This is a genomic window from Sphingomonas sp. Ag1 (assembly GCF_000980895.1).
Taxonomy (GTDB): domain Bacteria; phylum Pseudomonadota; class Alphaproteobacteria; order Sphingomonadales; family Sphingomonadaceae; genus Sphingomonas; species Sphingomonas panaciterrae.
Window position 1 is genome coordinate 54,384 of the sequence record NZ_LAZX01000090.1, and the last position, 13,146, is coordinate 67,529.

Sequence of the window (13,146 nt, forward strand, 5' to 3'; positions counted from 1 at the left end):
ATCGAAGGCACAATCGCGTCTCGCCCGCACGATAAAAGGGCAGCATCGACGCGCCTTCTTTTCAGGATTGCCATGAGCTTCGCCGACCTCGGCTTGTCAGAAGAACTCCTCCGCGCCGTCGGCGATACGGGCTATACCGACCCGACTCCGATCCAGGCGTCCGCCATCCCCAGCGTGTTGATGATGCGCGACATCATCGGGATCGCGCAGACCGGCACCGGCAAGACCGCGTCGTTCGTGCTGCCGATGATCGACATTCTGGCACATGGCCGCGCGCGCGCGCTGATGCCGCGCAGCCTGATCCTGGAGCCGACGCGCGAGCTGGCCGCGCAGGTCGCCGAGAATTTCGAAATCTACGGCAAGTATCACAAGCTATCGATGGCGCTGCTGATCGGCGGCGTGCAGATGGGCGACCAGGTCAAGGCGCTGGAACGCGGCGTCGACGTGCTGATCGCGACGCCGGGCCGTTTGATGGACCTGTTCAGCCGCGGCAAGATCCTGCTCAACGGTTGCAGCATGCTGGTGATCGACGAGGCGGACCGGATGCTCGACATGGGGTTCATCCCCGATATCGAGGAAATCTGCACCAAATTGCCCAAGCAGCGCCAGACGTTGCTGTTTTCGGCGACGATGCCGCCGCCGATCAAGAAGCTGGCGGACAAGTTCCTCAGCAATCCCAAGACGATCGAGGTCGCCCGGCCGGCGAGCACCAACATCAACATCACCCAATGGGTGGTGCCGGTTAAGGGCGCGGCGTTCGAGAAAAGGGCGGTGCTTCGCCAGTTGCTGCGCGAAGAGGCGGTGACCACGGCGATCATCTTCTGCAACCGCAAGACGACCGTGCGGGAGCTGAACAAGAGCCTGAAGAAGCACGGTTTTGCGGCGGGCGAAATCCATGGCGACATGGAGCAGCCGGCGCGGATCGCGGAGCTGGAGCGGTTCAAGGCCGGCGATATCAATATCCTGGTCGCCTCCGACGTCGCGGCCCGCGGGCTGGACATCAAGGGTGTCAGCCACGTCTTCAACTTCGACGCGCCCTGGCACCCGGACGATTACGTCCATCGTATCGGGCGTACCGGGCGCGGTGGGGCGACCGGAATCGCCTATACGCTCGTTGGCCCGGACGACGCCGAGAATATCGAGAATATCGAGAAGCTTACCGGCCAGAAGATCCAGCGTCGCACCGTCGTGGTGGAGGCCGAGGAGCAGGGCCGGCCGCCGCGTGCGCGGCGCCAGGGCAGCGATCGCCGGCGCGACGAACGGCCGGTGCCAGAGCGCGAGGCGGAAGCGCCTGTCGCCCGCGCGCCGCAGCCCCCGCGCGAGCAGGAGCGCGCGCCCGAGCGCAGCCGCCGGGCGCAGCCGCAGCGTCAGGACAGCCGGATCGACAGCGATGCCGGATCGGATTCGGGGTGGAACGGCCCGGTTCCGGCCTTCCTGAGCGTGTCGCTCGGCTCCTGACCGATGGTGGCCTGGCGCTACCGGGCTGCCGGACGCGCCATGCGACTTTACGCACGGATCGTCCGCCCGCGAACCTTTGGCGTTCGCGCGCTGGTGCTTGACCCTGCCGGACGGGTGGCGCTGGTCCGCCATCATTATATCGACGGATGGTATCTGCCCGGTGGCGGGGTCGATCGCGGAGAAAGCGCCGATGCGGCGATCCGACGCGAGCTGATCGAGGAGGTCGGGCTGCGCGCGGTCACGATCGCGGGGCTGCTAGGAGTGTATCACAACCGCGGCGAAGCAAAGGACGATCATGTCGTCGTCTATCGCTGCGTAGTGGATGACCCGGCGGCGCTGCGTGCGGCGGACCGACGCGAGATTGCGGAGGCAGGCTGGTTTGCGCTCGATGCGCTGCCCGACGGCACCTCCCCGGCGACGCGGCGGCGGATCGACGAGCATCGCGCTGGGGCGTATGGCATCGGCCGCTGGTAGTAGCGTCGCGCGAACACCGGCCCGACCACTTCCCGGTTACCAGCGCAGGCGCCGGCGGCGGATGGTCTCCGTCTCCTCGACCGTGTCCGCCTCCACCTCCCAGCTATGGTTTTCGACGATCCAGGCGTTCACCGGGCGCCCGTCGCCATCGAGCGAGGGGCGGAAGCGGAAGCGCTCGCGGATCAGGCGGCACGTGATCGCATCGACGGTGGCGTTGCCGCTGGACCGGGTGACCACACAGTCGCGCACGCGCCCGTCGGTGGTGACGAGGTAGCGCACCCCGACTGTGCCATTGAACCCCGAGACGAACAGCGCCTCCGGCAGGTCGGACGTACTCATCCGGCCGCGCAGGAAGCGGGGCGCGGTTTCCGGCGATCCGCCGCCGCTGCCATCGCCATCGCCCGCCCCGCCGCTGCCAAATCCGTCGCCGCTGCCCCCGGCCCCCGTGCCAGGGCCACGCACGTCGGCCGAGCCGGACATGAAATCATTGGCCACATAGGGCCGCGGGGCGGCGACCACGGGCGGCGGCGGCGGGGGTGTCACGACGATCGGCGTCGGGGCGACGACGGGCGCGGCGCGGCTGCGCAGGTTGGGCGCGGAGGCGCGGCCCTCCGGAGGGGCGACCGTCGGGCGCGGCGGCGGTGGCACAGGTGGCGGCGGTGGTGGCGGCGGCGTTGGTTCGGCGGTGAACAGCTTCAGCCCGTTCTCGACGGCTGTCGGGAATGACACGGCAAGGCCAGTGATCAGCGCATAGCCGAGCGCGAGTTGCACGATGATCGCGGCGCCCGCGCCAATCACGCGCTCCCGCGTCAGCCGCTGCCGATCGATCGTGCCATAGGCCATGCGCGGCACAACGCACGGGATCGCTGAACGGCTGCTGGCTCAGTCGCCGGAGTGCGGCGCGATCTGTGCCGCGAGCGCATCGTCGAGCGTCCGCGCGCGGATTGCGGCGGGACGCGCCATTACCCGATCGAGGTAGCGGGTGAACGCGGGGTCATCAGGCAGCGCCCCGGTCTGCCGCCCCCAGTCGATATGGCTGCCGACATAGACATCGGCGGCGGTGAAGCGATCGCCGGCGATATAATCATGCGCGCCGACGGCGGTGCGCAGCGCGCTCACCACCCGGTCGATGCTGCCATAGCCGAGCATGACCTGCTGCTGCGGTGTGGGGACCACGCCCATGGCGAGATTGGTGCTGGCTGCCTCCAGCGGGCCAGCGGCGAAGAATAGCCAGCGGTAATATCCGCCCGTTCCTCCGCCGTGGGGGCAAGGCCGGCGGCGGGGAAGCTGTCGGCGAGATAGGCGATGATCGCCGCCGCCTCGCTGACCACGCGGCCGTGGTGAACGAGCGTCGGCACCTTTCCCATCGGATTGGCGGCGAGGAAATCGGCGGGCTTGTCCCCCCAGTCGACCAGCCGCACCGCATAGGGTGTGCCGACCTCCTCCAGCATCCAGCGGGCGATGCGCCCGCGCGACATGGGATTGGTGTAGAAGATCAGATCATCGGTCATCGTGTCTGCTCCCCGTGAGATTGGCGGGCGTCAGCGATCCAGATAGCGGTGGAGAAAGGCGGTGCTGCGCTGCCAGGCGAGATCGGCCGCCGCCTTGTCGTAGCGCGCGGCGGAGGTGTCGTTATTGAAGGCGTGATCGACGCCGGGATAGGTGAAGGCCTGTACCGGCTTGCCCGCTGCCTTCAGCGCCGCAACCCAGGGATCGCCGGTCTGCGCGACACGGGTGTCCTTTTCCGCATAATGGAACATCAGCGGGATGGTGACGCGCGCCGCCTCGGCCGGGGCTGGGGCGGGGCCGTAGTAAGAGACGCCGGCGTCGATCCTCCCGGCCAGCGCCATGCGGTTGACGAACGCGCCGCCCCAGCAAAAGCCGATCATGCCGACCTTGCCCGTCGATTGCGGCAGGGTGCGCAGCTCATCGGCAAAGCCGCGCGCCTGCGCCAGCGCCAGATCATAATCGACCGTGCCGATCATCTCGCGCGCCTTGTCCTCATCAGCGGGCGTTCCGCCCTGCGGCGCGAGCAGATCGGGCGCGACGGCGAGGAAGCCGTCAAGCGCGAGCCGGCGGGTGACATCCTGGATGTGCGGCGTGAGCCCGCGATTTTCATGAATCACCAGAACCACGCCGCGCTTCGCCGCGGCAGGCCTTCCGGTGGCTGGGTCCTTCAGCATGGCGACATAGGCTCGGGCCGGCTTGTCAGCCTGCGTCCCCGTGCGCATCTCGGTCAGCAGCCGCGGATCGGCCGGGTCGATGATCGTTGCGGCCGCGGGCGAGGCGGCGATGCCGGCAATCAGCGCCTCGGCCGCGACGGCAGAGCCGGCCAGCGCGGTCATCTGGCGCAGCAAGGTGCGCCGATCGCGATGCTCATGGGTGAAGGCGTCGTAGAGCTGGACGGCGCGGTCGCGAAGGGACGGATCGGTCATGGCTTTCCCCCGAATCGGCGCCGGTAGGCGCGACGCCGCAGGCTAGCGGGAAGCGGCAGTCGAGGCGAGCGCGCGCCGGCGTCATCGAATCGGACGTGCAACGAGTTTGGGCCGGGATCGTTACGGCGACATGGCTACCCGTTCTCATCCCGGTGCCGGAAGCACCGTCAACACGGCCGTGATCGCCGTCCTGATCGCCGCCGCGCTGCAGATCCTGACTCCGGTGATGCCGGCGCTCGGCATAGGCCAGCCGATCGGATCGCAATCGGATTCAGTCCGAACGATCATCACGCCGTCGGGTTGGGCATTCTCGATCTGGGGCGCGCTCTATACCGGGTCCACGCTGTTCGCTATTTACCAGGCGCTGCCGGCGCAGCGAAACAATCCGCTGATCGAGCGGCTGCGCTGGCCGGCGGCGGGCGCGTTCCTCGGCAATGCGCTCTGGGCGGCCTATACGCAGGTGTTCGGCCTGAGCGCGATTTCGGTGGTGATCATCGCCGCGACGCTTTTGTGTCTCCTGGTCTGCTATCGCACATTGTCCTCTGCCCGGCAGCTGACCACGGGTGAGCGCTGGCTGGCGTATCTGCCGCTGTGCGCGCTGGCCGCGTGGCTGACGGTGGCGACGACGGTGAACATCGCCGCCGCGCTGCGCTACCATGGGGTCGAAGCAGGCGAGTCGGCGCCGGTGATCGGCGCGATCATCGTGGTGGTGGCGGGCGCAATCGGCGCGACGGCGCTGGTGCGCGGGCGCGGCAACCTGCCCTATGCCGCGGTGTTCCTGTGGGCGCTGTCGGCGATCTTTGCCGCTGGCGGGCAGCAATCCTCGCTGGTCGCAGGCGGTGTCGTGGTGGCCGCCGTCCTGATCATCGGCGGGGCGATCGCGGGCGCACGGCGCGCCCGCTGATCGCGGCCCTCGTCACAGGAGGCTCATCACAGGCCACTCATCACAGGCCGAAGCGGAAGCCGTAACCAAGCCCCAGCGTGAACTGCATCCGCCGCCCGCGCTCGCGCACCAAGGGGGAATCGCCGGGTTCGCCGCCGAGCCGATCAAGGCCGCTGAACAGCGTCAGCACGCTGCGCCGATCGAGCGGGTGGACGACCGAGCTGCCGACGCCGAACGACAAGAGCCCGCCACCCGGCCGATAGGGCGCCAGGCCGGAACGCTGCGACTGCGCCGGATCGATCCCGAAATAGGTGCGCATGTAATCCGCGCTGGCGACCGTCGCGCGCGGGCCGAAGCTGATGCTCGTGCGGCCGAGGCGTGCCTGATAGGCGATCGAGCCGTCGACGAGCACGCCTTCGTGCCCGCCAAAGCCGCGTCGTGCCTCCAGCCGGCCGCGCCACGGACCGAAGCGCTTTTCGGCAAAGGCGCCGACTTCGGCCGCCGCGCTCACGTCGCCAAGGCCCAGCAGGGCGTCGCTGCCGCCGGTGATGAGGAAGGGCGATCCGCCGCGTTCCTCGTCGCGACCGAAGCGGATCTTGGCCAGCGGGCCAGCGCGCCAGCCGTCGGTGTTGATCGCATTCCAGCCCAGTCCCTCGGGGATCGAGGCGAAGATCACGTCCTTGTAGTTGAAGCGGAGGTCCGGGAAGAGCGACAGCGCCGTGTCGCGCGAGCCCTGCCAGACGGGGCTGAGCACCGGGGCGACGCCGATCGTTATGCTCCAGCCGTCGGCGCCGGGCAGGGCAGGCGGCCGGCCGGGGGGTGGGCCGCCCGGCGGCGTGTTCAGCGGCGGCGCCTCGACGATGGGTGGTGTCTGCACCGGCGCCTGGGCCTGAACGACCGCGGGAAGAGCAAAGGCGGTGGCGCCAAGGGCAAGCGCCGCGGCGGCGGGGAATGAGCGCATCAGCAATCCTCTCGCTGGCCGAGCGCCCGCGCCGGTAAGCAGGCGGTACGAACGGCCTCGGTAAGTTGTGCGCAAACTAAATGATCGCGATGCAAAGACAATGGCTTATCCACCGCCGGGCCGGGTCAGGCGGCAGCATGGCTATAGCGACAGGGTCATGAAGCGGTTGTGCGGGCTTTCGGGATAGCCGCCGAAGGGCGGGCCATCGGTAAAGCCGGCGGCCTCGTACAGGCGGTTGGCGGCGTCGAACATCGGCGCGGTGCCGGTTTCCAGGCTGACGCGTGTGTACCCACGGGTGCGGGCGAGCGTGATCAGGTGCGTCAGCAGCGTGCGCGCAACGCCGCGACGCAGGTGGACCGGCGCGGTCCGCATCGACTTGATCTCGCCATGATCGCTGGCCAGCGCGCGCAGGGCGGCAATGCCGAGCAGATCCTCGCCCTCCCACAATCCCCAGAAGCTGATGTCGGGATGACGCAGGCCGTCGACATTCATCGCATGGGCGTTTTCCGACGGCGTCGAGGCGTGCGCCTCCGCCTGATGATGCGCCACCAGCGCGAGGACGCGCGGATCGTCCAGCCCGCCCTCGCGCAACTCCATCATCGCCCGGCGATCATTTCGTCCAGCACCTCGAGGCACGCCACGCCGAGGCGTGCCGACCGCTCGGGCGACCAGGCGAACTCGGGATCGGGGTTGGCGTCGTGATCCTTGAAGGGCATTTCCAGCGTGATGCTGACCGCGCCGAACCGCTCGGCGAGCTGGTTGGTGGACATCGAGAGATTGGCGCGGCCGGGCTGGGCGCGCTCATAGCCAAGCTCGGTCTGGAAATCGGGCGTGTGCGCCGCCAGGCGCCGGCCGAATTCGACGAAGGCATCACCCTGTTCGGGCTTGAGCGACGGGATGCCTTCGAACCCGGCGATGAAATTGGCGGCGATCGCTTCGTCGCCGTGCACGTCCATCGCGAAATCGACGCCCGTTTCGTCCATCGCGGCGAGGACGTGATAGACCTCCGGGCTGCGCTCCAGCGTCGGGGTGTGCCATTCGCGGTTGAGGTTCACCCCGGCTGCATTGGTGCGCAGATGGCCGCGGCGCGTGCCGTCCGGGTTCATGTTGGGCACGACATGCACCGTCGCAGCCGACAGCAGCCGCGCCGCCGCCGGGCTGGTCAGCCAGTCGAGCGCGCCGTCCATCCAATATTCGGCCATCGTTTCGCCGGGATGCTGGCGGGCATAGAGCCAGACCTGCGTCTTGCCGGTGCCGAGGCGGAAATAGTCGATTGCCTGGCCGTCCAGCGTGACGCCCAGCTCGCGATGGGTGACGCCGGGCCGCGCGGCGATGCGCGCGACCAGATCGGCGTGCCGTTCCATCGTGTAGGGCGCGAAATACGCGAACCAGACGACCTGCGCGTCGCCGGTCCAGTCGAATTCAAGCACGCCATCGGCATAGCGCGTGTCGACCGTGCGCCACGCCTGCCGATCGGTCGAGGCGCGCGCGCGGTAACCGGGCCAGCCGAACGGATAGGCGGAGCCGCCCGCGTTCAGGATGCGGAACGTCAGGCGGCGCCCGGCCGCTCCGGCGACGCGGAAATAGAACCACTGGTAGAAATCGGACTCGGCGTCGCGGACGATCTCCAGATCGACACGATCGCCTTGAATCCCGACGAGACGAATGTTGCCGCTGTCGAAGGCGGCGTTGATGCTGAGGGTCATGGCACCTCGATAGTGCGCCCGCTGTCGCCGGGAAAGCCGGAGAAGAGCGCGCGGGCCAGCCGGGCGGCAATCGCCGGGGTGTCGGCATCAGGGGAGGCGAGGTCGGTCAGCGACTGGGCCTGCCCCTCCCACACGGCATCGGGGCCGCGGCGGATACGTACCGACAATTCGGTCACCACGCCTTCGCGCGCGCCGCTGCCGCCGACCGGGAAGCTGACCCCGCCGCCAAGGCCGACGCCGCCGCCGCGCCCGCCGCTGATGCCGCCGCCCCCCAGCCCGATCGAGACCGGCGAGCGGCGCGGGGGCAGCATGCCCGGAGCGCGGCTGAACGACACCGTGGCAAGGAATTGCGGCGTCTGGCCGGGGGGCGGGGCGGTGAAGCCGAGGCGCAGCAATTCGGTCTGCACCGCGGCGGCATAGGTCTTGTACTCGATGCTGGCGGTGCCGCTGCCGGTCAGCGGCTCGACCGCGATCGTGCCGCGATCGGTCATGGCGTCGAAATGATAGCGCGTGGCCTGGACCGGAAAGCGAGTCGGCCCGGTGGCACAGCCGGAGAGGGCCGCGGCGAGCCCCGCGGCGATCATGATCTTGCGCATTTGCGTTCTCCCCACTGTCGTTACGCTGCTACAACGCATCGCGTGATCCCCGGCTCCGGCTTGACTTGCAAGGGGCCAGGCACTAGGCGGCCACGCTTTCCAGACACGCCCATTTATAGAAGCGAATCCGCCATGAAGATCCGCAACAGCCTGAAGTCGCTCAAGGACCGCCACCGCGACAACCGCGTCATCCGTCGTCGCGGCCGGACCTATGTCATCAACAAGACGAATCGCCGCTTCAAGGCCCGCCAGGGCTGATTCGAATGCGGCCGATTGCCGTTGTCTTCGACATCGGCAACGTCCTGTACGATTGGGACCCCAAGGTCCTCTACCGGCGCCTCATCACCGATGATGAGGCGCTGGACGTATTTCTGCGTGATGTCTGCTCCAAGGAGTGGCATTTCCAGCATGACGCCGGCCGCCCGTTTGCCGAGACGTCTGCGGAGCTGTGCGCGCAATTCCCGGATCATGCCGATCTGATCGCGCAATGGGGACCGCGCTTTTCGGAGCAGATCCCCGGGCCGATCGACGGCATGCCGGAACTGGTCGCCGCGCTGGACGAAGCGGGCGTGCCGCTGTTCGCGATCACCAACTTCAGCGACGAATTCTTCGCGCCCTTCCGTGAACGGGAGGCGGCGATGTTCGACCGGTTCCGCGACATCGTCGTGTCCGGCACGGAGAAGCTGGTGAAGCCGGACCCGGCGATCTACCATCTGGCGCTGGATCGGTTCGGGCTGAAGCCGGACGAGGCGCTGTTCGTTGACGACCGACAGGACAATGTCGATGCCGCGGCGGGCATCGGGATGCACGCCGTGCTGTTTACCGATGCCGCGACGCTGCTGCCCGAACTGACGCGCCAGGGGCTGCTTCCCTAGTCACGCCGCGATCGCCAAGTGCTGGTAACCGGCGCGCCGCCTGCGCGCCGGCTCCGGTCATTTGTGGCTGTGCAGTTCGTCGCCGATGATGCTGACGACGTGAAGCACGTTGGTGGCGCCCGGTGTGCGGAACGGAACGCCGGCCATGATGATGACCCGGTCGCCCGCGGCAGCAAGGCCGTGGCGCAATGCCATCCGCTTCGACTTGGCCACCATCTCCTCGAACGAATCGACGTCGCGCGTGTGGACGGCATGGGCGCCCCACAACATGCCCAGGCGACGCGCGGTTTCCATCTGCGGAGTCAGCACCAGCAGCGGGATCGACGGCCGCTCTCGCGCCACGCGGCGGGCGGTGGAGCCGGAGGTGGTGAAGCAGATGATCGCCTTTGCCGACACCGTGGTGGCGATGTTCTTGGCCGCTTCCGCCAGGGCGTCCGCAGTGGTCGGATCGGGGCGGGTTTCGGTGAAGCGCACCCGATCGCCATGCATGGGATCGCGTTCGACGGACGTGCCGATGGCATCCATCATCGCCACCGATTCGACCGGCCAGTCACCCGCGGCGCTTTCCGCCGACAGCATGATCGCATCCGCGCCGTCGTACACCGCGGTTGCGACGTCCGAGACCTCGGCGCGGGTCGGGGAGGGCGACTTGATCATCGATTCCAGCATCTGCGTCGCGACCACCACCGGGCGACCGAGCCGGCGGGCGGTCTCGACGATTCGCTTCTGAAGCGGCGGAACGGCCTGGGGCGGCAGTTCGACGCCGAGGTCACCGCGCGCGACCATCACGCCGTCGCACAGCTCGACAATCTCCTCCAGCCGCTCGATCGCGGCGGGCTTTTCGATCTTGGCCATCAGCGCGGCCTTGCCGCCGATCAGCTTGCGCGCCTCGGCCAGATCCTCCGGTCGCTGCACGAACGACAGCGCGATCCAGTCGACGTGCTGGTCGATCGCGAAGGCGAGGTCGGATCGGTCCTTGTCGGTCAGCGCCGCCATCGGCAGCACCACGTCGGGTACATTCAGCCCCTTGTTGTTGCTGAGCGTGCCGCCGACCTCGACATTGGTGATGATCCGGTCCGGCTCGTGATCGATGACACGCAGGACAAGCTTTCCGTCATCGAGGAGCAGGCGCGCGCCCGGTTCGACGGCGGCAAAGATTTCCCGGTGCGGCAGTTCGACGCGGGACGCGTCGCCCGGCGTGGGATCGCGGTCGAGCACGAAGGTGGCGCCATGCGCCAGTTCGACACGGCCGGCGGCGAAGCGGCCGACGCGCAGCTTGGGGCCCTGCAGGTCGGCAAGGATCGTCGTGGGGCGGCCATAGCGTTTCTCCAGCGCGCGGATCGCCTGGATCACCTCCACCTTGGACGCCTGGTCCCCGTGGCTCATGTTGACGCGAAAGGCGTCGGCACCCGCGAGGAACAGCTTCGCAATCATGTCGGGCGTGTTGCTCGCCGGGCCGAGCGTCGCGAGCACGCGGACCTGCCGGCTGCGACGAATGATCGATCGTGTCATGTAAACGGTTACTCCGCTTTGCCGCGCGATGCCCTAGCCCTTATCTCGTCGCGATCAACTGTGGAGAAGACAATGGACCCGATCGACGCGATCGACGATGCCGCCGCCGCTGCCGCATTCCGCCGGCTGGTACGCCATCTGCGGCACCGGAGCGATGCGCAGAATGTCGACCTGATGGGGCTGGCCGGTTTCTGCCGCAACTGCCTGTCCGACTGGGTGGGCGAGGCGGGCGGGCTGCCGAAGGAGGAAGCGCGCACCGCAATCTACGGCATGCCCTATGCGCAGTGGAAGTCCGAGCATCAGCAGGAAGCCTCACCGGAGCAATTGCGCCGGATGGAAGAAAGCGTCGCAAAGAACGCCTGACGGCGGTTTCGCGCAACTTTCCTTCCCGTGCGCGCTTGCCGGGCACGGGTTGTTTCTTCTACCGCCGCCTCCGTCAGACATTGCCGCGGACAGAACCGCGGCCAGAAGGGGGTAGGGGAACGATGAAGAAGATGATCGCGGCCGTGTTGCTGACGGCCGTCAGCATGCCGGCCATGGCGCAGACCGCGCCAGCACCCGCGGCCGCCCCGGCGGTGACCTATATCCACGCCGGCGCATTGCTCGACCGGCCGGGCCAGGCGCCGCGCGGCAACAGCACGATCATCGTGCGCGACGGCAAGATCGTCGAGGTGCGTGACGGCTTCGTCCCGCCGGAGGGCGGCGCGAAGCTGGTCGCGCTCAATGACAAGTTCGTGCTGCCGGGCCTGATCGACCTTCACGTCCACCTGATCGGCATCGGCGGCGATCCGATGCGCGCACGCCTGACCGCGCTCAACACCGAAGGCGCCGACGACGTGCTGTATGGCGCGGGTAACGCCAAGGCGACGCTGAACGCCGGCTTCACCACTGTACGCGACCTGGGCGGCGAGCCGCGCAGCATCCGTGCGCTGCGCGATGCGGTGGATCGCGGCGACGTGGTCGGCCCGACGATCGTCAATGCGGGTACCGCGATCTCGGTCACCGGCGGGCATGGCGATCCGCTCAATGGGCTGGCCGAACCGTTCGCCCATGCGGTGAAAGAGACGGTTGAGAATACCTGTGACGGGCCGTCGGATTGCGTACGCGCGACGCGGCGGCAGATCGGGCTCGGCGCGCAGGTGATCAAGATCACCGCGACCGGCGGCGTCCTCTCCAACGTGTCGGGCGGGCTTGGCCGCGCCTTCACGCCGGAGGAAATGAAGGCGATCGTCGACACCGCGCACAATCTGGGCCGCAAGGTGGCGGCGCACAGCCATGCCGCCGAGGGTACCAAGGCGGCGCTGGCGGCGGGCGTCGATTCGATCGAGCACGGCAGCTTCATCGACGACGAGGCGATCGCCGCGTTCAAGAAGGCGGGCGCTTATCTGGTTCCGACCGAGATCGCCCCGGTTGCTGCCGTGGCGCAGGCGCGTGCCGGTGCACTGCCGCCCGCGACCATCCCCAAGGCCGAGGCCGCTGCCGCTGCGATGCAGGAAAGCCACCGCCGGGCGTACAAGGCAGGCGTGAAGTTCGCCTTCGGCACCGACAGCGGCGTCTCCAAACATGGCGACAATGCGCAGGAATTCGCGCTGCTGGTGGAAAAGGTCGGCATGACCCCCGCCGACGCGATCCGCAGCGCGACCGTCACGGCCGCCGAAGTGCTGGGTCAGGGCAATGTGATCGGCACGATCGAGCCGGGCAAGCAGGCCGATATCATCGCCGTCGACGCATCGCCGCTGTCCGACGTGCGCCAGCTGGAGCGTGTCCGCTTCGTCATGCGCAAGGGGGCAGTCGCCAAGCCGCTCGCCGACTGAAGTTCGCCGATTTCGATTTGATTGGGGCGGCGGCATCCCATAGGAGCCGCCGCCGCAACCGATAGTCCGGCAATTGCGCCGCCGCCCCACCCGCGATTCGCGCGTGAAGCGGCGGTGCTTCACTTATGGGGTTTTCAAGATGGCTGAAGAACGCGGCGAGGGCATGGGCGGCGGTCAGGTGGCGGCGGACGAGCTGCGCCTGCTGATCGAGCGCGCCGAGCGGCTCGAAGAAGAGAAAAAGGGCATCGCCGACGACATCAAGGACGTGTTCGCCGAGGCGAAGAGCCGCGGATACAACCCCAAGGCGATCAAGAAGATCATGTCGATCCGCAAGAAGAAGCGCGAGGAATATCAGGAAGAGGAAATGATCCTCGAGACGTACATGCAGGCGCTCGGCATGCTCTGAGCCGCCCGGCTCGTGAACGTCACAAA

General features: G+C 68.1%; 15 protein-coding genes and 1 pseudogene. 8 read left to right on the top strand and 8 right to left on the bottom strand.

The annotated features are described in order from the left end of the window. Nucleotides 1-72: 72 nt before the first annotated feature. On the top strand, nt 73-1,458 hold the full coding sequence (locus tag XM50_RS09175; RefSeq protein ID WP_046409037.1) for a DEAD/DEAH box helicase: 1,386 nt from the start codon (nt 73-75) through the stop codon (nt 1,456-1,458). A gap of 39 nt (nt 1,459-1,497) precedes the next feature. Beyond that, nucleotides 1,498-1,932 (top strand): NUDIX domain-containing protein, encoded by a 435-nt coding sequence (locus tag XM50_RS09180; protein WP_197075484.1) that lies wholly within the window; start codon nt 1,498-1,500, stop codon nt 1,930-1,932. A gap of 36 nt (nt 1,933-1,968) precedes the next feature. On the opposite strand, the gene XM50_RS20980 is transcribed toward XM50_RS09180, so the two are convergent. From XM50_RS20980 to XM50_RS09195, 3 genes and pseudogenes are all read right to left on the bottom strand, one after another. Then, on the bottom strand, nt 1,969-2,775 hold the full coding sequence (locus XM50_RS20980; RefSeq protein ID WP_046409039.1) for an energy transducer TonB: 807 nt from the start codon (nt 2,773-2,775) through the stop codon (nt 1,969-1,971). 39 nt (nt 2,776-2,814) lie between these two features. Continuing rightward, nucleotides 2,815-3,443: pseudogene (locus XM50_RS09190) on the bottom strand (glutathione S-transferase family protein). A gap of 30 nt (nt 3,444-3,473) precedes the next feature. Next, nucleotides 3,474-4,367, bottom strand: coding sequence for a dienelactone hydrolase family protein (locus XM50_RS09195; protein WP_046409040.1), 894 nt, complete (start codon nt 4,365-4,367; stop codon nt 3,474-3,476). A 130-nt stretch (nt 4,368-4,497) separates the two neighbouring features. Here XM50_RS09195 and XM50_RS09200 point away from each other — a divergent pair, with 130 nt between their 5' ends. Next, on the top strand, nt 4,498-5,271 hold the full coding sequence (locus XM50_RS09200; RefSeq protein WP_046409041.1) for a hypothetical protein: 774 nt from the start codon (nt 4,498-4,500) through the stop codon (nt 5,269-5,271). A gap of 40 nt (nt 5,272-5,311) precedes the next feature. On the opposite strand, the gene XM50_RS09205 is transcribed toward XM50_RS09200, so the two are convergent. The 4 genes from XM50_RS09205 to XM50_RS09220 all read right to left on the bottom strand — a co-directional run bounded on the left by XM50_RS09205 (nt 5,312) and on the right by XM50_RS09220 (nt 8,513). Continuing rightward, the gene (locus XM50_RS09205; RefSeq protein WP_046409042.1) at nt 5,312-6,211 is read right to left on the bottom strand and encodes a MipA/OmpV family protein; all 900 of its coding nucleotides are present in this window, start codon (nt 6,209-6,211) and stop codon (nt 5,312-5,314) included. A gap of 141 nt (nt 6,212-6,352) precedes the next feature. Continuing rightward, a complete protein-coding gene (locus XM50_RS09210) occupies nt 6,353-6,811 on the bottom strand; it encodes a GNAT family N-acetyltransferase (RefSeq protein WP_052742518.1) in 459 nt (152 codons plus the stop codon). Beyond that, on the bottom strand, nt 6,808-7,917 hold the full coding sequence (locus XM50_RS09215) for a M14 family metallopeptidase (protein ID WP_046409044.1): 1,110 nt from the start codon (nt 7,915-7,917) through the stop codon (nt 6,808-6,810). Before XM50_RS09215 ends, XM50_RS09210 begins: the two co-directional genes overlap by 4 nt. Beyond that, nucleotides 7,914-8,513, bottom strand: coding sequence for a DUF4136 domain-containing protein (locus tag XM50_RS09220; RefSeq protein ID WP_046409045.1), 600 nt, complete (start codon nt 8,511-8,513; stop codon nt 7,914-7,916). Before XM50_RS09220 ends, XM50_RS09215 begins: the two co-directional genes overlap by 4 nt. A 132-nt stretch (nt 8,514-8,645) precedes the next feature. On the opposite strand from XM50_RS09220, the gene ykgO reads away from it, so the two are divergent. Both ykgO and XM50_RS09230 read left to right on the top strand, forming a co-directional pair. Continuing rightward, a complete protein-coding gene (ykgO, locus tag XM50_RS09225; protein ID WP_003046794.1) occupies nt 8,646-8,771 on the top strand; it encodes a type B 50S ribosomal protein L36 in 126 nt (41 codons plus the stop codon). Between the two features lie 5 nt (nt 8,772-8,776). Next, nucleotides 8,777-9,388, top strand: coding sequence for an HAD family hydrolase (locus XM50_RS09230; RefSeq protein WP_046409046.1), 612 nt, complete (start codon nt 8,777-8,779; stop codon nt 9,386-9,388). Nucleotides 9,389-9,445: 57 nt separating this feature from the next. Here the strand turns inward: XM50_RS09230 and pyk are convergent, their stop codons facing one another. After that, nucleotides 9,446-10,900 (bottom strand): pyruvate kinase, encoded by a 1,455-nt coding sequence (gene pyk, locus XM50_RS09235; RefSeq protein WP_046409047.1) that lies wholly within the window; start codon nt 10,898-10,900, stop codon nt 9,446-9,448. A gap of 72 nt (nt 10,901-10,972) precedes the next feature. On the opposite strand from pyk, the gene XM50_RS09240 reads away from it, so the two are divergent. The 3 genes from XM50_RS09240 (at nt 10,973) to XM50_RS09250 (ending at nt 13,120) form a co-directional block, all read left to right on the top strand. Further along, nucleotides 10,973-11,263 carry a DUF1244 domain-containing protein gene (locus XM50_RS09240; protein ID WP_046409048.1) on the top strand — a complete coding sequence of 97 codons (291 nt, stop codon included), beginning with the start codon at nt 10,973-10,975 and terminating at the stop codon, nt 11,261-11,263. A 122-nt stretch (nt 11,264-11,385) separates the two neighbouring features. Beyond that, the gene (locus tag XM50_RS09245) at nt 11,386-12,714 is read left to right on the top strand and encodes a metal-dependent hydrolase family protein (protein ID WP_046409049.1); all 1,329 of its coding nucleotides are present in this window, start codon (nt 11,386-11,388) and stop codon (nt 12,712-12,714) included. Nucleotides 12,715-12,853: 139 nt separating this feature from the next. Further along, nucleotides 12,854-13,120: a DUF2312 domain-containing protein gene (locus XM50_RS09250; protein WP_046409139.1), complete on the top strand. Its 267-nt coding sequence runs from the start codon at nt 12,854-12,856 to the stop codon at nt 13,118-13,120. The last annotated feature ends 26 nt before the right edge of the window (nt 13,121-13,146 follow it).